Genomic DNA, 21938 nt, shown 5'->3' with positions numbered 1-21938 from the left:
TGTGAACGCAGCATTTTGATTGGTATCGTTGGCCTTCAGGCTCGTCAGTCAAACAGACCCAGGAGCAGCTCAGCCGGTGGCGCCCGGCTTTCGGGTAACGCCCTGGTCCCGCTGGTTTCGGCTTTGTGCTTCAGGTGATCAAGGATCTGCTTGATCACTATAGGGTCTTCAATGCAGGCGATGACTTTCATGGCGCCGCCGCAGCCGCTGCAGGTCTCGATGTCGATATTGAAAACACGCTTGAGCCGTTGCGCCCATGTCATCGACGCTCGCCGTTGTGCTGGTGTTGCCGGTTCATCAGCCACCCTGACCTTGTTGCCCCTGCCCCGTTTTGCCGGCGTGACCAACGCCCGGTGCCGACTGTTGGGTGCGAACACCCCGTGGAAGCGGGTTAGGTTGACTCTGGGCTTCGGTACCAGGGCGGCCAGCCTTGCAATGAAATCCAATGGTTCGAAAATGACGTGCGTGGTGCCGTCCCGGTACGGCGTCTTGAGCTGGTAGCGCACGTTGCCGCCTCGTGTTAACGACAGCCGCTTCTCGGATACCGCCGGGCGGCTGATGTACCGGCACAGCCGTTCGAGCTTCTTGCGTTCATCGGCCCTGGCCGCCACGCCGGCGTGCAGGCTGGACCCGGCTACCTTGCCAATCCCGTCACCGAACGGATCACCACTGGTCGGCAGAGTTTGCAAAGTGAACACCTTTCGCCCCGCCTGTGAACCGACAGCGATACGGTAAGTGATCGAGTGCCCCAGCAGGGGTGTCATCGGGTCGTCATCCACCGCATCCGAGGCCAGATAGCTGTTTTCGACATCCCGTTCCAGCAGGCCTTGCCGTTCCAGATAGCGACCCACCCGGTGGGCGATGGTGTGCGTCAGCTGGGTGAGCTCTGGGCTGGTCGGCGCCTTGACCCAGCGGAAACGCGCTGAGCCGTGGGATTGCTCGACATACACACCGTCGAGAAACAGCATGTGGAAGTGAACATTCAGATTGAGCGCCGATCCAAAACGCTGGATCAGGGTGACCGCGCCCGTCTTGGCCACTTGGTGGGTATGGCCCGCTTTCTTGACCAGGTGCGTGGCAATGACGCGGTAAACGATGCCCAGCACCCACCCCATGATCTCGGGCCGGCTGGCAAACAGGAAACGCAGCTGAAACGGGAAGCTCAACACCCACTGACGCATGGGTTGTTCAGGCAGTACTTCATCAACCAGCAAGGCGGCACTTTCGGCCATCCGCCGCGCCCCACAGCTCGGGCAGAAACCGCGACGCTTACAGCTGAAAGCGACCAGGTGCTCGGCGTGGCAAGACTCGCAGCGAACCCGTAGAAAGCCATGCTCCAGCCGCCCGCATTGGAGAAATTCTTCAAATTCCCGTTGCACATAGCCCGGCAATTCCTTTCCCTGCTCTGCCATAAGCGCAGCGAATGCCGGGTAATACTCGTCAACGATCTGATAGAGAAGGGTTTGCTCGGGTCGGTGGCTCTGGTAACGACCAGTATCCCGATCCCGGCTGGCCGTCCTGGCCGCCACATGAGGCATGTTCCGCGTCCTTGCAATACTGTGTTTACATACGGGGTATCCCTTTAGCTCCACAGGCCTTAATTTCCAGATTTTTCCTCGCTGCTCCACCACCTCTTGGTAAGTAACGGGCTTTGTCACAACTACTTGCTGGAGCAAGCGATAAAAACAGTAAGCCTCTTGATTTTTGATTTACGGCGATTAAATCGAAATACATATTCGTCAAGGTAATTGTCCAACTGTCCTGGCTGGACTGCACCATGGTGTGTGCCCATCATCCAGCGTTGCAGGAGTGATGCCACACGGTGGACTCCCGGCATTGATTCATGGGCTGGTGTGGTTGAACCAAGATGAACCGTTTGTCGGTGCTCATATCCGCTTTCCTTGAGTTGGCGGTAAGCAGATGATCCATCAGTATGAATGAGCGATCCTGGACGAATGGAGGCTTTAATGAACGGCATCAGGCTATCGCGGTCACCACGCTCAATCCGCTGGATCCGTATTCTTCCAAACCCCTTGGGCTGCAGAATCTCCACCGCTATGGCGACCAAAACCTTGGTGGTGTTGCCCTTCCGTCCCACCGCACTCAACGGCTCTATTCGGTCAGTGAGTGCCAGATAGGTTTCATCGACCTCAACCTCCCCATGGAGCAACTCTCTATCCGGGCGAACCATTGCGCGGCGTAGTCTGTGCAGCATGGTCCATGCTGTCTCATAGCTGCCAAGGCCAAGTACACGCTGCAATCCCAATGCGCTGACACCATGTTTTTGGTTTGTGATGTACCAAATGGCAGCGAACCAGACGCGAAGCTCAGTTCGCGTTTTATCAAAAATGGTGCCTGCTGTTACCGTTGCTTGATGCCTGCACGCTGGACAGATCAATCTGCCGCGACTGCGTCGCTGGACTTGCGATACTACCCCACACTTCGGGCAAATCAGTCCATCCGACCAGCGTAGCCTTTCCAAATAATCGCGGCACGCTTGTTCAGAGTGGAACCAATCCAGGAATTGAACCCAAGTCGTTGGATAATCTTTTCCACCTATCGGGTTAGTTATTGGCATGTCCATTGGGAGATTGTGCCACTTGTGGAGCTAAAGGGATACCCCGTGTTTACATACAGTCTATCGCTTAGCGGAAAGTTCTTTTACCCTCAGCCGAAATGCCTGCCGTTGCTAGACATTGCCAGCCAGTGCCCGTCACTCCCACTCAATAGTTGCCGGCGGCTTTGAGGAAACATCGTAGGTTACCCGCGAAATACCGGGAATCTCATTAATGATGCGGCTAGAAACCGTTTCTAAAAACTCATACGGCAAGTGTGCCCAGCGCGCTGTCATAAAATCGATAGTTTCTACTGCGCGCAATGCCACCACATACTCATAGCGGCGGGCATCGCCCACTACGCCAACCGACTTCACTGGCAAGAATACAGCGAAGGCTTGGCTGGTTTTGTGATACAGGTCAGCGGCATACAGCTCTTCGATAAAGATGGCATCAGCCAAGCGCAACCTGTCGGCATATTCTTTTTTTACTTCGCCAAGAATACGCACACCCAAGCCAGGGCCAGGGAAGGGATGACGGTAAACCATGTCGTAGGGCAGACCTAACTCCATACCGATCTTGCGCACCTCATCTTTAAACAGCTCGCGCAGCGGCTCCACCAGCTTGAGCGTCATAACACATTGATATTAGCTTCAATCTCTAAACCGTTGATTTGGAAATACATAATACCCTATTTGTTCATTCTTTTGTTATTTGTTGTATGTTGCGTTATTCCATCAATAATTTTATTCCAATCTTCGAAATGTAGTTCGTGTCCGGTTCCATCAAGCGTTATTAGTTTTGAGCCGTTTATCTTTTCAAGTAAAACTGCTGAATTCTTAAAATGCCATATTTTATCGTCCGTTCCGTGTACAATTAAGGTTGGTTGATTGATTTCGCTCAATCTGTTCCAGTATTCTTCACCACCTTGCAGTGCCGCATGATTGAACATACTTATATAGTTATTAGCTCTTTTAAATTCGGCTCTAATCAGTTTTTCACTTCTTTGTTTGTCAAATTGTTTCCTGCCGCTCATCAATTCAGCACCTTGAATTAAATAATTTGCCACACTGTCTTCATTTGTCCAATCTACGGTTTCAGCTTTTCCGTGAAAATCTAAAATACGCGTATCCATTTCAGGAATTGTGGGGTCTGAGTCGCCCCAAGGACCTGATGAGATTAGTGTTATTGAACTTACCCTGTCGGCATATTTTATTGATGCTATTTGAGAAATCAGTCCGCCCAGTGAAATTCCCACAAAATTGGCTTTGACTATTTTATAGCCGTCCAAAATTGAAATAGCATCATGGGTTAAGTCAACAATATCATAGGGGGTTGAACCCGGTTCGTAATTAGTAGATTTTCCTACGTCCCTATTGTCGTAGCGAATAACAAAAAATCCCTTTTCAGATAGTTTCTGGCAAAATTCAGCATCCCAATACAACATGGATACCGTTGCTCCCGCAATCAAGAGTATTGCCGGATCTTTTTCACATCCAAAACTTTCGGTAAAAAGTCTTATTCCGTTTTTTTTAACTATTTTCTCTTTCATTTCCTCGCCTTTCTGTTTTATAGATTCATTAGTTTTTGGAAAGAAAAGTCGAGGCTGAACATTTCCGTTTCGTTTATTATTGATTCTGCCTGTGCTTCTCTTCCATAAGCAAACATTTGCTGTTCATAATTTTCAATAGCCTCTTCAATGCTGTTAAATTTCCCATTGGTCAGATTATCCGACAATATCAAGGCATCCATCAACCCACTGTTTACGCCTTGTCCTGCAAAAGGAGGCATCAAATGAGCAGCATCTCCAATCATCGTTATGGGTAATGGACGCTTACTTTTCCAAGACTTATCTAAGGGAAATATTCGTGTCGCTAACCCTACAAAAGATGATGTCAAACGAATCAGTTCTTTGTAGCGTTCGTCCCAATCGGAAAATTTTTTCAGGAGAAAATCAACGACACTATTTCTGTCTTGAAAATCTACCCGCGTTTTGCTTTTCCATTCATCAGGTGTTTTAAAACTTATTCCAAAATGCAATGCACCATTATTATTAGGATTCGCAAATAATAAATTACCTTGATGAGCAGCCATTAGCCGGTTTCCATTGCAAAGCTGAAAAAATCCAGGACAGTTCACCTCCGGTTGATGAATATCGGCTTGTATATTGAAAGTACCTGTTTCTTCAACTTCCGTGTCGGTAACAAATTTTCTTACTTTAGACATTCCACCATTGGCAATAATAACCAGATCTGCTGTTTCACTCGATTTATCCTCAAAAGTTAGTATCCACTTCTCCTTATCAGGTTCAAGGGTAACAAGTTTTCTATCCCAAATGACGGTATCATTTTGTAAACTATTTAATAGGATAGTCCTTAAGTCATTTCTGTTTATTTCAGGATTGTCAAAACGATTTTCGGGTCTTACATTTTTTGTGGTTAAAATATTGCCCTTTTCATCAACAATATTTACACCCATTGGTAAAGCTAAGTCATAATAAGTTTGTAACAATCCCGCTCTTTTCATTGCTTCCTGTCCCGAATCCCTGTGCAGATCAAGTGTCCCACCAAAAATCCTTGCATCTTGGTCTTTGTCTCTCTCGTAAACTGTAATGTCCACGCCGTTTTGCTGTAACAATCTCGCCATTGTTAATCCAACAGGCCCGGCACCAATTATTGTAATTTTTTTATGTTTTAGTAAAGTCATATTCTTGTTCGCTGGTTTTAATGTCAACTAATGTCTGTCAATTTAATCACTTTGTTTTTTTTAAATTCAAACACGGATTTTCCTGATAACTTTAGCTTTTGCCCTTTTTTTAAGCCGTTCGGAAAGTCAATTGCTAAAATTGCTGTATAATCAATTTCTATTTCAGTGCTGTTGTCAAAATGCCTAAACGATTTAACTGTCTGTGTTCTCTTTGCAAAGTATGTTTTTGCTGTTTCTGCCTGTTGTTTAAACGCTGTTAACCCTTTCAGCGATAAACTTATATCATTATTTTGAATGTTTTCAAAAACAATATTATCGTCAAGGTCTGCAACCATTTTTTTGATATCAAATTGGTTGTATCCATCGATGTAGTTATTGATGATGTTTACTCTGTCGGTCATATTTTGTAATTATTTATCGGTTACATATTGGTGTTGTCTGTAGGTTGTTCTACGATAATTGCCAACTTTTAACTTCTATACGAAGGAACATGTTGGGATACTTGAACTTTCGATTTAGCGCCAACACGAGCAAACCGAAGTTAGCACCTACTCTCTATTCAGCATATTTTTTAAAAATACTTGTGGCAATGTGTCCGCCAAAACCAAAAGTATTACTCATTGCGTAATTCACTTGCCGTTGTTGTGATTGGTGTAACGTCAAGTTAAATATATCCCTATATTCAGGTTCAATATCTACCGAATTGATTGTTGGCGGAACAATGTTATTCTGAACAACGTATAGGAAGAATAAACGCCCTTTTCACCCAAGTCCAACAGCTTTGGACCGCAGTTGACTCTTTCGACACCCCTGCGATGCAACCCAATCCGGCTGACGGGGAGCCAGCAACGCTGAAAATTTACCCTCCTCTTTCCCACTAGCGGCTCCTTTTCCGACAACCAGCACGGCGGATCCCTGCCGCGGCGCTGTGAACGCAGCATTTTGATTGGTATCGTTGGCCTTCAGGCTCGTCAGTCAAACAGACCCAGGAGCAGCTCAGCCGGTGGCGCCCGGCTTTCGGGTAACGCCCTGGTCCCGCTGGTTTCGGCTTTGTGCTTCAGGTGATCAAGGATCTGCTTGATCACTATAGGGTCTTCAATGCAGGCGATGACTTTCATGGCGCCGCCGCAGCCGCTGCAGGTCTCGATGTCGATATTGAAAACACGCTTGAGCCGTTGCGCCCATGTCATCGACGCTCGCCGTTGTGCTGGTGTTGCCGGTTCATCAGCCACCCTGACCTTGTTGCCCCTGCCCGTTTTGCCGGCGTGACCAACGCCCGGTGCCGACTGTTGGGTGCGAACACCCCGTGGAAGCGGGTTAGGTTGACTCTGGGCTTCGGTACCAGGGCGGCCAGCCTTGCAATGAAATCCAATGGTTCGAAAATGACGTGCGTGGTGCCGTCCCGGTACGGCGTCTTGAGCTGGTAGCGCACGTTGCCGCCTCGTGTTAACGACAGCCGCTTCTCGGATACCGCCGGGCGGCTGATGTACCGGCACAGCCGTTCGAGCTTCTTGCGTTCATCGGCCCTGGCCGCCACGCCGGCGTGCAGGCTGAACCCGGCTACCTTGCCAATCCCGTCACCGAACGGATCACCACTGGTCGGCAGAGTTTGCAAAGTGAACACCTTTCGCCCCGCCTGTGAACCGACAGCGATACGGTAAGTGATCGAGTGCCCCAGCAGGGGTGTCATCGGGTCGTCATCCACCGCATCCGAGGCCAGATAGCTGTTTTCGACATCCCGTTCCAGCAGGCCTTGCCGTTCCAGATAGCGACCCACCCGGTGGGCGATGGTGTGCGTCAGCTGGGTGAGCTCTGGGCTGGTCGGCGCCTTGACCCAGCGGAAACGCGCTGAGCCGTGGGATTGCTCGACATACACACCGTCGAGAAACAGCATGTGGAAGTGAACATTCAGATTGAGCGCCGATCCAAAAACGCTGGATCAGGGTGACCGCGCCCGTCTTGGCCACTTGGTGGGTATGGCCCGCTTTCTTGACCAGGTGCGTGGCAATGACGCGGTAAACGATGCCCAGCACCCACCCCATGATCTCGGGCCGGCTGGCAAACAGGAAACGCAGTTGAAACGGGAAGCTCAACACCCACTGACGCATGGGTTGTTCAGGCAGTACTTCATCAACCAGCAAGGCGGCACTTTCGGCCATCCGCCGCGCCCCACAGCTCGGGCAGAAACCGCGACGCTTACAGCTGAAAGCGACCAGGTGCTCGGCGTGGCAAGACTCGCAGCGAACCCGTAGAAAGCCATGCTCCAGCCGCCCGCATTGGAGAAATTCTTCAAATTCCCGTTGCACATAGCCCGGCAATTCCTTTCCCTGCTCTGCCATAAGCGCAGCGAATGCCGGGTAATACTCGTCAACGATCTGATAGAGAAGGGTTTGCTCGGGTCGGTGGCTCTGGTAACGACCAGTATCCCGATCCCGGCTGGCCGTCCTGGCCGCCACATGAGGCATGTTCCGCGTCCTTGCAATACTGTGTTTACATACGGGGTATCCCTTTAGCTCCACAAGTGGCACAATCTCCCAATGGACATGCCAATAACTAACCCGATAGGTGGAAAAGATTATCCAACGACTTGGGTTCAATTCCTGGATTGGTTCCACTCTGAACAAGCGTGCCGCGATTATTTGGAAAGGCTACGCTGGTCGGATGGACTGATTTGCCCGAAGTGTGGGGTAGTATCGCAAGTCCAGCGACGCAGTCGCGGCAGATTGATCTGTCCAGCGTGCAGGCATCAAGCAACGGTAACAGCAGGCACCATTTTTGATAAAACGCGAACTGAGCTTCGCGTCTGGTTCGCTGCCATTTGGTACATCACAAACCAAAAACATGGTGTCAGCGCATTGGGATTGCAGCGTGTACTTGGCCTTGGCAGCTATGAGACAGCATGGACCATGCTGCACAGACTACGCCGCGCAATGGTTCGCCCGGATAGAGAGTTGCTCCATGGGGAGGTTGAGGTCGATGAAACCTATCTGGCACTCACTGACCGAATAGAGCCGTTGAGTGCGGTGGGACGGAAGGGCAACACCACCAAGGTTTTGGTCGCCATAGCGGTGGAGATTCTGCAGCCCAAGGGGTTTGGAAGAATACGGATCCAGCGGATTGAGCGTGGTGACCGCGATAGCCTGATGCCGTTCATTAAAGCCTCCATTCGTCCAGGATCGCTCATTCATACTGATGGATCATCTGCTTACCGCCAACTCAAGGAAAGCGGATATGAGCACCGACAAACGGTTCATCTTGGTTCAACCACACCAGCCCATGAATCAATGCCGGGAGTCCACCGTGTGGCATCACTCCTGCAACGCTGGATGATGGGCACACACCATGGTGCAGTCCAGCCAGGACAGTTGGACAATTACCTTGACGAATATGTATTTCGATTTAATCGCCGTAAATCAAAATCAAGAGGCTTACTGTTTTATCGCTTGCTCCAGCAAGTAGTTGTGACAAAGCCCGTTACTTACCAAGAGGTGGTGGAGCAGCGAGGAAAATCTGGAAATTAAGGCCTGTGGAGCTAAAGGGATACCCCGTGTTTACATACAGTCTATCGCTTAGCGGAAAGTTCTTTTACCCTCAGCCGAAATGCCTGCCGTTGCTAGACATTGCCAGCCAGTGCCCGTCACTCCGCGGTCTTCACTGCGTGATCGAGTTGATCGACACCCGCCGTGACACGCTCCATGAAGTGCCTGCCTGCGTCTGTTAGCCGAACGCCCCGCGCATGGCGCTCAAATAGCAGGACACCAAGGTTATCCTCCAGCGCTTTCACACGCGCGCTGACGCTCGACTGGCTGATACCAAGTGCCTTGGCCGCATGCCGAAAATTCAGATGCTCGGCGACGGCGATGAACTGAACAAGGGAAATGAGCGGTATCCTGCCAGACAGGATACCGACATTCACGAGGTTTCGATGGTTAGTGCGCCGCATCGGAGCGGGCCTGCTACCAGTCGTCGGTTAGACGACTGGCGACTTCTCGGTGGCAGCCCCACGGAGCCGAAGGAGCACCAGCCCCAACGAAACCAGTACCGCCATCGCCGTGGCGTAACAGATCACGGGCCACGCTGTGTCACCGTTTAAAGTGCCACCGCCAATGTCCCGACAATGCTGACTATCAGGCTTTGAACGCAGAAGTAGAACGCGACCGCTGATCCCGCGATGTCGTCGAACTCTGCCAAAGCGCCGTTCGCGGTAACGGACACCGTGAAGACAATACCGACCGCGACAACCCACATCGGTAGGATGAAGGTGAGGAATGACGGCGAGCCGTAAAGTTCGCCGATCCCCAACAGGACCGCTCCGCAAACAAGCAACGCCATCCCACGCGCCACGCATCCTGCGATGCCCCATCTGGCGACAAAGGACTTCGCGAAACGGGTTGTCACGATCATTACAAGCGCGACAGTGGCGAAGGCAAAGCTGAATCCGATCTCGGAATATTCCGCTTGGCCTATGAGCACACGGGGAGCCGTCGAGAAGAAGACGAAGAAGGTGCCCATACCGGCGCTAAAGCCGACAGTGTAAACCCAAAAAGCCGGACTCGCGAAGATCGGCAAGACAGATCGGCGCGTCTTGACTTGATCCAGAGGGCGGGTTTCGTGCCACCTGAAACCCGCATTTAGGAGTGCGAGCATCGCCAGTATAGCCAAAGTAATGAATATCGCCTGCCATCCCAAGAACTCGCCGATCAATGCTCCGGCGATAGGGCCGAGCGCAGGCACGAACGCCAGCATCGAACTGAAAAGGCCGTAGATGACGACACCCTCAGGACGGTTGGCATAAACGTCGCGAACCGTCGCGAACGTCGCCACCAGCATGGCCGACGCGCCCACTGCTTGAAGTAGACGGAAAGCGACAAAGGCCGGTGCAGTTGAAGACCAAGCTGCTCCCAGAGACGCAATGACGAAAGCCGTTGCGCCCGGCGATTAAGTTAATAAACATATTAAATCATTAATTAGTTTTTGTAGTTTAGAGAGTTTATTTCTTAGGGTTTCTATTCCTCAATTATTCCGTATCCTTCTGGTGCAGGAATCCCATGTTCCGAAGAACGACTGACTGATTCCCACTCTTTCCATGTAAATATACGTTTTTCTGCATTTTCAACAGCTAAATCATATACAAGGCTTCCCAGAACTAATCGGAGAGGCGGATTCTCACTATTAACCAGTTTCATTATAGCTTCGGCGGCTAACTTAGGATCACTATCCACCGATTCGTTTGAATATTGTTGGGCCAACTTTTCACGTAATGAATCATACTCTTTTTTCTGTGTAGTAAAACTCATTTTTAAGTATAGATTCGTCCAGTAACCTCCAGGTTCTACGATAGATACTTTTATACCAAAATGTGCAGCTTCTTGTGCTAAAGCCTCGCTAAATCCTTCTAAAGCAAATTTACTAGCGCTATAGATTCCCGACATTGGACCACTAATCAGTCCACCAATACTAGATATCTGGATAATATGACCTGATTCTTGTGCCCGCAAGTACGGCATAACAGCTTGACTTACCCATACTGTACCGAAGAAATTAGTTTCCATTTGGCTTCTAACTTCATCTTCACTAAATTCTTCAATCATTCCCATTACCATATTCCCTGCATTGTTAATGACAATATCGAGTCTTCCAAAATGTTTAATGGCAGTTTCCACTGTAGTCGAAACAGCACTTCTATCAGTAACATCAAGACTTAAAGGAAGTAACATTCCTTCAAACTGGCATTTTAACTCATTCAGTTTTTCAATATTTCTAGCAACACCAACAACCTTCTCTCCTGACTCCAATGCTTTTTTTGTGAATTCGTATCCTAGTCCACTGCTTGCACCTGTAATAAACCACACACGTGTATTTTCATTGTTATTAAATGTCATAAATAATCTCCTCCATTAATCATGTAATATTGGTATCATTCAATACCAATTTAAAACAAACAAAATAAAGAGCACAGGCAATCTGCCTATGCTCTAAATATAGAAATATAAAATTTCAACAGGATTAATCCGATTGTTGGTATCACAAATAAGCCATCAAATTCATTGATGTACCCTTTTCTACGAAGTGTCATGGGAGATCTCCCTTTAAAATAAAAAAGAGGAAGATTCCTCTCCCCCTTTTTACTATAACCGTATAATAAAGGTTTCCTATACGTATAGGAAGAATAAACGCCCTTTTCACCCAAGTCCAACAGCTTTGGACCGCAGTTGACTCTTTCGACACCCCTGCGATGCAACCCAATCCGGCTGACGGGGAGCCAGCAACGCTGAAAATTTACCCTCCTCTTTCCCACTAGCGGCTCCTTTTCCGACAACCAGCACGGCGGATCCCTGCCGCGGCGCTGTGAACGCAGCATTTTGATTGGTATCGTTGGCCTTCAGGCTCGTCAGTCAAACAGACCCAGGAGCAGCTCAGCCGGTGGCGCCCGGCTTTCGGGTAACGCCCTGGTCCCGCTGGTTTCGGCTTTGTGCTTCAGGTGATCAAGGATCTGCTTGATCACTATAGGGTCTTCAATGCAGGCGATGACTTTCATGGCGCCGCCGCAGCCGCTGCAGGTCTCGATGTCGATATTGAAAAACACGCTTGAGCCGTTGCGCCCATGTCATCGACGCTCGCCGTTGTGCTGGTGTTGCCGGTTCATCAGCCACCCTGACCTTGTTGCCCCTGCCCCCGTTTTGCCGGCGTGACCAACGCCCGGTGCCGACTGTTGGGTGCGAACACCCCGTGGAAGCGGGTTAGGTTGACTCTGGGCTTCGGTACCAGGGCGGCCAGCCTTGCAATGAAATCCAATGGTTCGAAAATGACGTGCGTGGTGCCGTCCCGGTACGGCGTCTTGAGCTGGTAGCGCACGTTGCCGCCTCGTGTTAACGACAGCCGCTTCTCGGATACCGCCGGGCGGCTGATGTACCGGCACAGCCGTTCGAGCTTCTTGCGTTCATCGGCCCTGGCCGCCACGCCGGCGTGCAGGCTGGACCCGGCTACCTTGCCAATCCCGTCACCGAACGGATCACCACTGGTCGGCAGAGTTTGCAAAGTGAACACCTTTCGCCCCGCCTGTGAACCGACAGCGATACGGTAAGTGATCGAGTGCCCCAGCAGGGGTGTCATCGGGTCGTCATCCACCGCATCCGAGGCCAGATAGCTGTTTTCGACATCCCGTTCCAGCAGGCCTTGCCGTTCCAGATAGCGACCCACCCGGTGGGCGATGGTGTGCGTCAGCTGGGTGAGCTCTGGGCTGGTCGGCGCCTTGACCCAGCGGAAACGCGCTGAGCCGTGGGATTGCTCGACATACACACCGTCGAGAAACAGCATGTGGAAGTGAACATTCAGATTGAGCGCCGATCCAAAACGCTGGATCAGGGTGACCGCGCCCGTCTTGGCCACTTGGTGGGTATGGCCCGCTTTCTTGACCAGGTGCGTGGCAATGACGCGGTAAACGATGCCCAGCACCCACCCCCATGATCTCGGGCCGGCTGGCAAACAGGAAACGCAGCTGAAACGGGAAGCTCAACACCCACTGACGCATGGGTTGTTCAGGCAGTACTTCATCAACCAGCAAGGCGGCACTTTCGGCCATCCGCCGCGCCCCACAGCTCGGGCAGAAACCGCGACGCTTACAGCTGAAAGCGACCAGGTGCTCGGCGTGGCAAGACTCGCAGCGAACCCGTAGAAAGCCATGCTCCAGCCGCCCGCATTGGAGAAATTCTTCAAATTCCCGTTGCACATAGCCCGGCAATTCCTTTCCCTGCTCTGCCATAAGCGCAGCGAATGCCGGGTAATACTCGTCAACGATCTGATAGAGAAGGGTTTGCTCGGGTCGGTGGCTCTGGTAACGACCAGTATCCCGATCCCGGCTGGCCGTCCTGGCCGCCACATGAGGCATGTTCCGCGTCCTTGCAATACTGTGTTTACATACGGGGTATCCCTTTAGCTCCACAGGCCTTAATTTCCAGATTTTCCTCGCTGCTCCACCACCTCTTGGTAAGTAACGGGCTTTGTCACAACTACTTGCTGGAGCAAGCGATAAAAACAGTAAGCCTCTTGATTTTTGATTTACGGCGATTAAATCGAAATACATATTCGTCAAGGTAATTGTCCAACTGTCCTGGCTGGACTGCACCATGGTGTGTGCCCATCATCCAGCGTTGCAGGAGTGATGCCACACGGTGGACTCCCGGCATTGATTCATGGGCTGGTGTGGTTGAACCAAGATGAACCGTTTGTCGGTGCTCATATCCGCTTTCCTTGAGTTGGCGGTAAGCAGATGATCCATCAGTATGAATGAGCGATCCTGGACGAATGGAGGCTTTAATGAACGGCATCAGGCTATCGCGGTCACCACGCTCAATCCGCTGGATCCGTATTCTTCCAAACCCCTTGGGCTGCAGAATCTCCACCGCTATGGCGACCAAAAACCTTGGTGGTGTTGCCCTTCCGTCCCACCGCACTCAACGGCTCTATTCGGTCAGTGAGTGCCAGATAGGTTTCATCGACCTCAACCTCCCCATGGAGCAACTCTCTATCCGGGCGAACCATTGCGCGGCGTAGTCTGTGCAGCATGGTCCATGCTGTCTCATAGCTGCCAAGGCCAAGTACACGCTGCAATCCCAATGCGCTGACACCATGTTTTTGGTTTGTGATGTACCAAATGGCAGCGAACCAGACGCGAAGCTCAGTTCGCGTTTTATCAAAAATGGTGCCTGCTGTTACCGTTGCTTGATGCCTGCACGCTGGACAGATCAATCTGCCGCGACTGCGTCGCTGGACTTGCGATACTACCCCACACTTCGGGCAAATCAGTCCATCCGACCAGCGTAGCCTTTCCAAATAATCGCGGCACGCTTGTTCAGAGTGGAACCAATCCAGGAATTGAACCCAAGTCGTTGGATAATCTTTTCCACCTATCGGGTTAGTTATTGGCATGTCCATTGGGAGATTGTGCCACTTGTGGAGCTAAAGGGATACCCCGTGTTTACATACAGTCTATCGCTTAGCGGAAAGTTCTTTTACCCTCAGCCGAAATGCCTGCCGTTGCTAGACATTGCCAGCCAGTGCCCGTCACTCCCTGTCGTCTGGGCGTTCCTCTGGGCTAAACATCGACATGATCCGGCGCTTAATATCGCCGTCCTTGTTGACCAGCGTCTTGGTCACGAAGGCCGCGTATTCTTTGGCGTTGTCGTACCCTTTCCAGACCTCGTGGGGGTCAAGAGCGTAGGCGCAAACCCGCCCAGCGACTGGGATTCTGACCAAGGCGCGTTCTGTCTCAAGGTGGGGTTCTAGGGATTTTCCCCTCTAAAAAGACATAATCCTCTGTAGACCACACCAATAAATGGCTGCGGAGGTGGTTTACTTTCAGCTTGGAGCCTAATCATCCACTATCGGCCTTGTTATTTCGCCAATATTGGGCAATTTCCCAGTATTAGTGAAGTTATACGTTCCGCTTAAGTTGATATTTTGCCACGCAACGGGCGAAACAGCACGAGTGATACCCGCTTTCTCTTCATCTCCTCTCGCTTCAAAGTGTCCCAGAAGATGACTCAGTATCGCGGAGTTGAAGTAGATGATCGCGTTGGCAAGCAATCTTGCGCATTCATTCCAGATAGCGATTTCAGACTCGTTTTTGCCACGGAACTGATCACCATTCACCGACGCAATGGCTCGTCTAAGGAAGTGCCATGCTTCTCCCCGGTTCAGGGCACGTTGCACATACTGCCGCAAACTGGCATCGTCGATGTAGTCAAGTAAATATTGCGCTTTAACCAGTCGATTATACTCCGTCAGAGCCTGTAATATTGGGTGTCCAGAAGGGTAACCAGACAACTTTCTTACCAGCATTGCTTGTGTCGTCCGCTTTGTCTGAAGTGACAGAACAATACGCCTGATATCTTGCCATCCCGTTGTAATAACATTCGTTCTGATAGGCTTCTTTAGCGCCAGTATGGTGCTGCCTTGTTCACTTTCAGTCACATCAAACAGATCATTGATGACACTACTGAACTGCGCGTATCGCGGTGCAAAACTGTAACCGCATAGATCCAGTAAGGCGAAGTTAACATGATTGACACCGTGTGTATCTGTCGAGAGTACGTCAGGTTTGATTTCACTGCTGTTGGATTGTAACAGGTCATAAATATAGTGTGATTCGTGCTCGTTGGAACCGATGATCCGAGCATTGAGGGCGCTGTGGTTGGCCACCAGTGTCATGGCCGTGATCCCTTTGTTGGTGCCGAAATACTTAGAGGAGTACCGGGTTTTAAAGGTTTCCAGATGGGTTTCGAATTTCTGACCATCCGCACTGGCATGCAGCTGGTCCTCCTGAATATGGTAGTGGCGGAAGATGGGTAGCGCTGCAACCGCATTATTGATCACGTCGCTGGCGTCATGCAGCGTTTCAGGCCGGATATAGTTGGCCTGCACCGTACTCAGGTGTTCATAGCTTCGATCGGAGATCTGCGCCATGCCATACACACCACGGTGAGTGGCGTTGGCAATCAGAATGGCCAGTAAATCATCCTGATGAGTGAACCCTTGTTTTTGTATCGGAAGTACATGAGTCAGACATTTCATGAACCCGGTTTCGCGCTCTACATACCGCAGTACATCCGCGATACCGACCGGTTGCATTCGCTTAAAAAAGGGATTGTTGACCAGAGATGTAGCGCTTTTGGTCGGCAGACGCCAGCGGGTACCGGTACGATTTTTCATGATCACATTTCGATTGTCTCCCTCATCAATATGGAGAGCAACGTCTTTGAGTGCACTTTCCAGCCGGTGTTGTTTCTCCTGTAACAATAACTCTGCGGGCTGTTTTAGTCTGTCCAGTGTTGATGAGGCCAGCAAGGTATCCTGCGATGTCTGGGGGATCAGGTCGTCTTTCAGTGCGCGGTATTTGGTAACATTTGGCAAATAAATGCGTCCATTCAGTCGTGAGGTTAACTGCCGGTAGAGCAGCCATTCGTAACGTTGCGGGTTAACGTTATCCTGTTTAACCAACCATGGGAGGTGCTTTTTCGGGATGAGCGACGTATCCATCGTCTTCAGTGGTCCACCGAATGCGATTTCCGTCTGCATCTGTTGAAGTTGGGCGACGACGGCTTCTGAGCCTTTACCGGCCTCACATTCAAGGCACAAGAACACCTGCCTTAACAGTTGCTCCAGGAGATTGCATTGTTCATCGTAATGTTGCCACTGGTACTCTTCCACGGTCCGTTTCTGTTTTTTCAGGTAAAGGCAGAGGGTCTGGATATCCCTGTCATTCATGACCTTCAATGCCTGTTGTCTGACTACTGAGAAGGGTTGATTATCATCAATGTTCTCATCCACAAACAGATGCAGTAACTCTGCCGCTTTCGTGACATTGTCCGCGGCTGACTGCCAGGACAGGAACACTGCTTGTTGTGCAAAGGTGTTGGCAGCTTCTTGTTGCTTGCGGATATGGTAAATGAACCCATCAGTTAACCGTTCCAGTGCCAGTTGTATCCGCTCTGTCAGGTGACATAGCAACCATAGATGCTGCTGTGCGCGTTTGAATCGTTTGAGTTTACTACCGTAATAGTTGATGAGCTCACCGAAGTGTTGTCGATTTTTAAGAGACAGATTAAGCCCATCGATAACGCCATTGATTTGCGTGCGCCATGGCGCTAACTGATGATAAAGGGCAAGCTCTTTTTTAAGTTCAGGTACGGTCAGACTTTTTGCACCGCCTCTGAGCTGGTTCAGGCTTAGTCCGTCATCAATGGCTGTTATGCTGTCCAGAAAGACGTGAAGTTCAGGACTGGTGAGTTGATTAAGTTGGTGCGCCAGGTCTTTTCTGACCTGCTGCATCGCTCTGCTTATCAGTCTCTGGAGTACGGTGTACCTAGGGATAGCAATGCTGTGACTGGTTAGGAATTCAATAGCAGTATCAAAGAGGTAACGCGGCTCCAGCCAGGCATTGCCCACCTGAACAAGGTGGTCGAAAAGAGAATTGAAGTGCTGACTTTCGTCCCATTTGTGATAACCAGCAAGGTCTAATACTTTTGCGTAGAGTCGATCTTTTTGTTTTTGTGAGGGAGTGAATGGTCTGAGCCCCTTGCCGCCAAGCAGCTCTTTACTGATGAACATTAAATCCTTAGAAACCTGCGAGTAAGCGATATCTAGGATGACGGGCTTTGATTTGAAGTATCCCAAAATCGCGACAAAGTAACATCTATGAGCTCTGAGACGAATTGACCGAAAAACTGCCAATTCCGCATCGTTCAGAGAAAAGTACAGACGTTGTTCTTCGATTGAAAAAATGGGTGGGGAATAAAGATCTGCCTGTTCTGCTCTCGTGAGAATAGTAATTTCGTTTTTGATGGCCATATCAGGGCTGTTCCGTATTAAATGTACGATATTTACCTAATTTGCCACACTTATAAGTAGTAACCCACCTCCGCAGCCATTTATTGGTGTGGTCTACAGAGGATTAAGTCTTTTTAGAGGGGAAAATCCCTAGAACCCCATTGTGATACTTGGTAATCATTCCCCCCACGAAATTTATTGCCATTAACTGAAGTAATAGCACATTTTAACTGATGGTATGCTTCACCTCTGTTCAAGGCTTGCTGGACGTAATGACGCAACGTTGAATTATCAACATACTCCAAAACATAAATAGATTTAATTAAACGGTCGTACTCATGCAATGCTGACAATCTTCGGCTCTTGCCGTTACTCAACTTTCTAATGATTGTGCTTTGAGTGGTGGTTTTACGACTCAATGAACAAACAATATGCTGAATATTGTCCCATTCTTCAGCAATTAGCTTATGATTAATATCTTTCTTTAATTGAATACGGCCTCCGTTCTCTTCAGTCACTTCAAATAGCTCAAAAAACACCTTTTTCATTTTCGCGTATCGAGGGGCGAATGTGTAACCAAAGAAATCTAATATAGCGAAGTTAACATTATTGGTACCATGCGTATCGGTCGATAAGGTATTAGGCTGTATATCTGAAGAGTTGTTATAGAGTAAGTCAAAAGCAAAGTGACCTTCATATTCGTTAGCGCCAATGACTTGCGTACTCACCGGAACATGACGTGGTCAACCAAAATTGACCAACCCAGTTAAGCTACTTTTTTCAATTTCTTCATGTCCGCCTCATATTGATTTGAAATTTCCATACTTTATCTAATTCATGTTTTTCTAAATTAGCTAAAATGCAACTCAGAAATGTCCAGAAGTGAGTTGTGTGGTGTCGAGTGGAGATTGTACGATTAAGCCCCTAAGTAATTAGTCCGTCAGTCTCCCTCGGTAATCAAATTAGTACATCTTAGCGATCAAATTGGTAAAAAATTAGACATGTAGATGAATGCCCACCTTAAAAAATAGACAGCGGGTTGGGCTGGGTGATTTTTCTGGTGTTAGACGCCAGCAACCCATGCGGCAGAATGGTTGCTCACTTACTCGTCTATTTTTAGCGGGAATTCTTAGCCAACTGTACGCGCTGTATGCAGATTTAAGCAGTCGAGTGATGCGCACTTTGGAGGAGATGGCACCACGAGTAGAGGTTTACTCTATTGACGAAGCGTTTTTGGATTTAACCGGTATTGAGTCTGCCATATCTCTTGTCGAGTTCGGACAACAAGTGCGAGAGCGCATAGGCCACTGGATTGGGATCACCGTCTGTGTAGGCATTGCACCGACTAAAACACTCGCCAAACTGGCTAACCATGCCGCCAAAAAATATCCAGCTACTCAGGGGGTTGTAGACCTGACCAATCCAGATCGGCAACGTCGATTGCTCGCATTAGTCCCGGTTGATGATGTTTGGGGCGTTGGTAGACGGCTTTCTAAGCGTTTAAATGCGTTGGGTATCACCACAGCCTTAGATCTCGCCAATGCCTCTCCTAGAGCCATCAGAGACCAGTTTTCAGAGGTTTTAGAAAGAACCGTCAGAGAGCTCAATGGTGAGTCGTGCATTGAACTTGAAGAGATCCCGCCAACTAAGAAGCAAATCGTCTGTAGCCGTTCATTTGGCGTAAAAGTGACGCACTTTGAATTTTTAAGTGAAGCCGTATGCGAATACGCAACCCGCGCCACTGAGAAACTTCGCAAAGAACAGCAGCAAGCCAAAGTGCTGACCGTGTTCATACGTACCAGCCCCTTTAAGGACAACGAGCCGCAGTACAGCAACTCTGCATCGGGTGAATTGCTAATCCCCAGTTGCGACACGCGGGATTTTATCGAGCTGGCCAATCACTTACTCAAGCGGATATGGAAGGATGGTTTTCGTTATGCCAAAGCGGGCGTCATGCTGTCTGACTTTTACGATCCTGGCATGTTTCAACCAGGACTATTCGATGACGTATCGACCCGCTCTAATAGCCAGCAGCTAATGTCTGTATTGGACACCATTAACCAAAGCGGTGCCGGAAAGGTTTTCTTTGCTGGACAAGGACTCAAGAAAGATTGGTCGATGAAGCGAGAGCATTTGTCTCCCGCTTATACAACACGCTGGGACCAGTTACCGCGAGTGAAGTAGCGCAGTTGACTCAATACGCATTCACTCTGCGACGCAGCATGTTGAGCTTATCAACCTGGCGTCGAATATCACTGAAGAATTCCTCTTTCTCCATGGCCAGCGCTAGCTCCCATTCTTTGGCCAAACCTTGGCAGTCTAAAAATGCGTATCTCAGCTTCGTCTTTGAGATACGCAGCCCCTTGCTAAAGACCACGCGTTTGCCTCGTTGACCGTGAAAACTGTTGATATACCACTCTATGCCAAAGCCATACTTAAAGTCTCTGATACGGACACCAAGCAGACCCCAGTCTTTAAAGGGCTCATTCTCTCGAACCTTGTAATGGGTAACCCAAAAGTCATCAACTTCAGCTCGTGCCAGCGCTTTTAGCCTGTCCGTTTCTTGCTGAAGTAAATCTGATACATCTGCTTTCCATTGTTCATTGACGATTTCTACCAAACCAATTTCCCCATCCAATTAACCCCTAAAGCCAAAACCACTATCCGTTTGGCTTTTGGATCGAAACGCCAAACGTAAAACTGCCGTCACAATCACTGTTTGGCGTCTCGATATAAATCGACTCGCTCAATCCCATACCCGACAAGGGATACAGGCTGATTTCACTTAAAAACACCTAAAAAGACGTATCGCCATGAAGATACAAACCGTTTGGCAAGTTCAGGCCAGAATGCAAACGACGTTTGGCGTCTCAATTTTTTTGGCTAGGTCACCAGCCGCCAAACAGAGCCTATTCTCATACTTTTGCAAAAATGCAATAGGCAGATAGATGAAAGGATTTGTCACCTTTCTGCCCACCGCCAGTGCACCGAATCCTGATAATGACATTTGAGTAAACCGCCAGAGCACTTGGAAATGCCCAAGCGTGAACAGCGCGGTTGATTGAAAACCGTTAGAGCACTTTGAGTGCACAGGAGATAAGTATGTTTGTACTAGGCGTAGATATCGGTTACTCAAACCTGAAGCTGGCAATTGGCCAATCAGGTAGTGAACCGAAAACCATTATTCTACCTGCGGGTGCCGGTCCAGCGGATCGTATGCCGGAGCGTATCGGTGGAGGCGATGATGAAACTTGTTTGTATGTCTCTGTCGATAATGAGCGCTGGGCCGCTGGTGTTCCTGCTGGACGCCTTCAAGGCTGGGAACGAGAGCTTCACCCGGAATATCCCACCACAAAAACCTATAAGGCACTTTTTCATGCCGCCTTGTTAATGGCTGAAACAGAATCCATCGATTTGGTTGTCACTGGATTACCGGTTTCCCAGTTTCATGAACCACAACGTAAGTCTGACCTTGTGCAGCGTTTAAAAGGTGTCCATCAAGTGACGCCTAAGCGCAGCATCACCGTTCATGACGTCAAAGTACTACCACAGCCTGCCGGTGCCTATATGGATCTGGTTCAAACGGGTGGTGATCTGGGCTTGATTGAAGAAGGTCGTGTCGTCGTCATTGATCCCGGCTTCTTTTCTGTTGATTGGGTTGCCCTTGAGGCCGGAGAAATTCGCTACAGCTCATCAGGAACCAGTCTTCAGGCAATGTCCGTGCTACTGGAAACCATCGATAAGCTGATTTCGGAAGATCATGGTGCCAAAGTCGGAATGGATCGACTTGAAAAAGCCATGAGAACCGGCGACTTACAGGTCCTGCTATTTGGAGAAAAAGTCGATATTTCACCTTATCTGAATGCTGCCATGAAAAAGGTAGCGCCTGTTGCTCTTACAGCCATGCGTCAATCCATGCGTGACGAAAGCATTAATGCGGACTTGGTATTGATCGCCGGAGGTGGAGCCTTGGCTTATAAGGAAGCGGCCAAGGAGATTTTTTCACGAAGCAAGATCATCGTGCCTGAGCAGTCTGTTTTGGCGAACGTCCGAGGCTTCTGGTTTTATGGGGCATGATCATGAGAGTTGTCGTCAACATTCCCCCAGGGAGCCACCCAGAACTACTCAAAGAATTGGAAAAGACGCCACCACGGGAACGCGCTGAGCGTCTGCGGATGCTGGCAACCTTTGGGTTAATTCAAATGAGCCAACCCAATCTATCCACGACATCTGTACCGGTGGATGGCCTTGCACCAGATGGTGAAGTTACTTCTATGAGTACAGCGCCAGAACCCAAAGCAGAAACACGTAAACAATCATTAAAATCAAAACTAGGGCTGGGCTTATAAC

Annotated in this window: 13 protein-coding genes and 7 pseudogenes; 4 read left to right on the top strand and 16 right to left on the bottom strand. The window is 49.5% G+C overall.

The window, feature by feature from the left end:
• Positions 1 to 44: 44 nt before the first annotated feature.
• From GTK47_RS05070 to GTK47_RS20365, 7 genes and pseudogenes are all read right to left on the bottom strand, one after another.
• The gene (locus GTK47_RS05070) at positions 45 to 1538 is read right to left on the bottom strand and encodes an IS91-like element ISVsa3 family transposase (protein WP_001120888.1); all 1494 of its coding nucleotides are present in this window, start codon (positions 1536 to 1538) and stop codon (positions 45 to 47) included.
• Positions 1539 to 1616: 78 nt separating this feature from the next.
• Positions 1617 to 2584 (bottom strand): annotated as a pseudogene (locus tag GTK47_RS05065) (IS1595 family transposase); the annotation flags it as partial.
• A gap of 129 nt (positions 2585 to 2713) precedes the next feature.
• Positions 2714 to 3178: pseudogene (locus GTK47_RS05060) on the bottom strand (GMP synthase (glutamine-hydrolyzing)); the annotation flags it as partial.
• 68 nt (positions 3179 to 3246) lie between these two features.
• Positions 3247 to 4107 carry a macrolide hydrolase EstT gene (gene estT, locus GTK47_RS05055; protein WP_077782102.1) on the bottom strand — a complete coding sequence of 287 codons (861 nt, stop codon included), beginning with the start codon at positions 4105 to 4107 and terminating at the stop codon, positions 3247 to 3249.
• A gap of 17 nt (positions 4108 to 4124) precedes the next feature.
• On the bottom strand, positions 4125 to 5288 hold the full coding sequence (gene tet(X) / locus GTK47_RS05050) for a tetracycline-inactivating monooxygenase Tet(X) (RefSeq protein WP_064754130.1): 1164 nt from the start codon (positions 5286 to 5288) through the stop codon (positions 4125 to 4127).
• Positions 5285 to 5662: a hypothetical protein gene (locus GTK47_RS05045; RefSeq protein WP_044502095.1), complete on the bottom strand. Its 378-nt coding sequence runs from the start codon at positions 5660 to 5662 to the stop codon at positions 5285 to 5287. Before GTK47_RS05045 ends, tet(X) begins: the two co-directional genes overlap by 4 nt.
• Positions 5663 to 6232: 570 nt before the next feature.
• Positions 6233 to 7726: pseudogene (locus GTK47_RS20365) on the bottom strand (IS91-like element ISVsa3 family transposase).
• 72 nt (positions 7727 to 7798) lie between these two features.
• Here GTK47_RS20365 and GTK47_RS05025 point away from each other — a divergent pair.
• Positions 7799 to 8782 carry an IS1595 family transposase gene (locus GTK47_RS05025; protein ID WP_156734112.1) on the top strand — a complete coding sequence of 328 codons (984 nt, stop codon included), beginning with the start codon at positions 7799 to 7801 and terminating at the stop codon, positions 8780 to 8782.
• A 116-nt stretch (positions 8783 to 8898) separates the two neighbouring features.
• Here GTK47_RS05025 and GTK47_RS05020 read toward each other — a convergent pair whose 3' ends face one another.
• The 8 genes and pseudogenes from GTK47_RS05020 to GTK47_RS04980 all read right to left on the bottom strand — a co-directional run bounded on the left by GTK47_RS05020 (position 8899) and on the right by GTK47_RS04980 (position 18316).
• Complete coding sequence (locus GTK47_RS05020) at positions 8899 to 9204, bottom strand: LysR family transcriptional regulator (protein WP_001255015.1); 306 nt, start codon at positions 9202 to 9204, stop codon at positions 8899 to 8901.
• A 27-nt stretch (positions 9205 to 9231) separates the two neighbouring features.
• Positions 9232 to 10193, bottom strand: a pseudogene (gene floR, locus GTK47_RS05015) (chloramphenicol/florfenicol efflux MFS transporter FloR); the annotation flags it as partial.
• 74 nt (positions 10194 to 10267) lie between these two features.
• Positions 10268 to 11143, bottom strand: coding sequence for an SDR family oxidoreductase (locus GTK47_RS05010; protein ID WP_078081115.1), 876 nt, complete (start codon positions 11141 to 11143; stop codon positions 10268 to 10270).
• Positions 11144 to 11652: 509 nt separating this feature from the next.
• Positions 11653 to 13149, bottom strand: a pseudogene (locus tag GTK47_RS20360) (IS91-like element ISVsa3 family transposase).
• A 59-nt stretch (positions 13150 to 13208) separates the two neighbouring features.
• Positions 13209 to 14195, bottom strand: a pseudogene (locus GTK47_RS04990) (IS1595 family transposase).
• Between the two features lie 129 nt (positions 14196 to 14324).
• Positions 14325 to 14537, bottom strand: a pseudogene (locus GTK47_RS20655) (repA); the annotation flags it as partial.
• A 93-nt stretch (positions 14538 to 14630) separates the two neighbouring features.
• Positions 14631 to 17609: a Tn3 family transposase gene (locus GTK47_RS04985; RefSeq protein WP_156734129.1), complete on the bottom strand. Its 2979-nt coding sequence runs from the start codon at positions 17607 to 17609 to the stop codon at positions 14631 to 14633.
• A 113-nt stretch (positions 17610 to 17722) separates the two neighbouring features.
• A complete protein-coding gene (locus GTK47_RS04980) occupies positions 17723 to 18316 on the bottom strand; it encodes a transposase (protein WP_241256071.1) in 594 nt (197 codons plus the stop codon).
• Positions 18317 to 18599: 283 nt separating this feature from the next.
• Here GTK47_RS04980 and umuC point away from each other — a divergent pair, with 283 nt between their 5' ends.
• Positions 18600 to 19772 (top strand): translesion error-prone DNA polymerase V subunit UmuC, encoded by a 1173-nt coding sequence (gene umuC, locus GTK47_RS04975; protein ID WP_001142610.1) that lies wholly within the window; start codon positions 18600 to 18602, stop codon positions 19770 to 19772.
• 10 nt (positions 19773 to 19782) lie between these two features.
• Here umuC and mobI read toward each other — a convergent pair whose 3' ends face one another.
• Positions 19783 to 20226: a conjugative transfer protein MobI(A/C) gene (gene mobI, locus GTK47_RS04970; RefSeq protein ID WP_000348524.1), complete on the bottom strand. Its 444-nt coding sequence runs from the start codon at positions 20224 to 20226 to the stop codon at positions 19783 to 19785.
• Between the two features lie 464 nt (positions 20227 to 20690).
• Here mobI and GTK47_RS04965 point away from each other — a divergent pair, with 464 nt between their 5' ends.
• Together GTK47_RS04965 and GTK47_RS04960 are read left to right on the top strand one after the other, a co-directional pair.
• A complete protein-coding gene (locus GTK47_RS04965; RefSeq protein ID WP_000497807.1) occupies positions 20691 to 21665 on the top strand; it encodes a ParM/StbA family protein in 975 nt (324 codons plus the stop codon).
• 2 nt (positions 21666 to 21667) lie between these two features.
• Entirely contained in the window at positions 21668 to 21937 is a 270-nt protein-coding gene (locus GTK47_RS04960) for a hypothetical protein (protein ID WP_001995600.1), read from the top strand.
• Position 21938 lies beyond the last annotated feature (1 nt).

The sequence above is a fragment of the Proteus sp. ZN5 genome, from assembly GCF_011046025.1.
GTDB lineage: Bacteria > Pseudomonadota > Gammaproteobacteria > Enterobacterales > Enterobacteriaceae > Proteus.
Note: the sequence above shows the minus strand (reverse complement) of the source record. Positions and strands in the feature narration are given on the sequence as shown.

Coding starts and splice junctions, on each gene's coding strand:
- estT (WP_077782102.1), bottom strand. CDS start 4,107: ATGAAAGAGAAAATAGTTAAAAAAAACGGAATAAGACTTTTTACCGAA.
- GTK47_RS05070 (WP_001120888.1), bottom strand. CDS start 1,538: ATGCCTCATGTGGCGGCCAGGACGGCCAGCCGGGATCGGGATACTGGT.
- GTK47_RS04965 (WP_000497807.1), top strand. CDS start 20,691: ATGTTTGTACTAGGCGTAGATATCGGTTACTCAAACCTGAAGCTGGCA.
- umuC (WP_001142610.1), top strand. CDS start 18,600: ATGCCCACCTTAAAAAATAGACAGCGGGTTGGGCTGGGTGATTTTTCT.
- GTK47_RS05045 (WP_044502095.1), bottom strand. CDS start 5,662: ATGACCGACAGAGTAAACATCATCAATAACTACATCGATGGATACAAC.
- GTK47_RS04960 (WP_001995600.1), top strand. CDS start 21,668: ATGAGAGTTGTCGTCAACATTCCCCCAGGGAGCCACCCAGAACTACTC.
- GTK47_RS05010 (WP_078081115.1), bottom strand. CDS start 11,143: ATGACATTTAATAACAATGAAAATACACGTGTGTGGTTTATTACAGGT.
- GTK47_RS04985 (WP_156734129.1), bottom strand. CDS start 17,609: ATGGCCATCAAAAACGAAATTACTATTCTCACGAGAGCAGAACAGGCA.
- GTK47_RS05025 (WP_156734112.1), top strand. CDS start 7,799: ATGGACATGCCAATAACTAACCCGATAGGTGGAAAAGATTATCCAACG.
- GTK47_RS05020 (WP_001255015.1), bottom strand. CDS start 9,204: ATGCGGCGCACTAACCATCGAAACCTCGTGAATGTCGGTATCCTGTCT.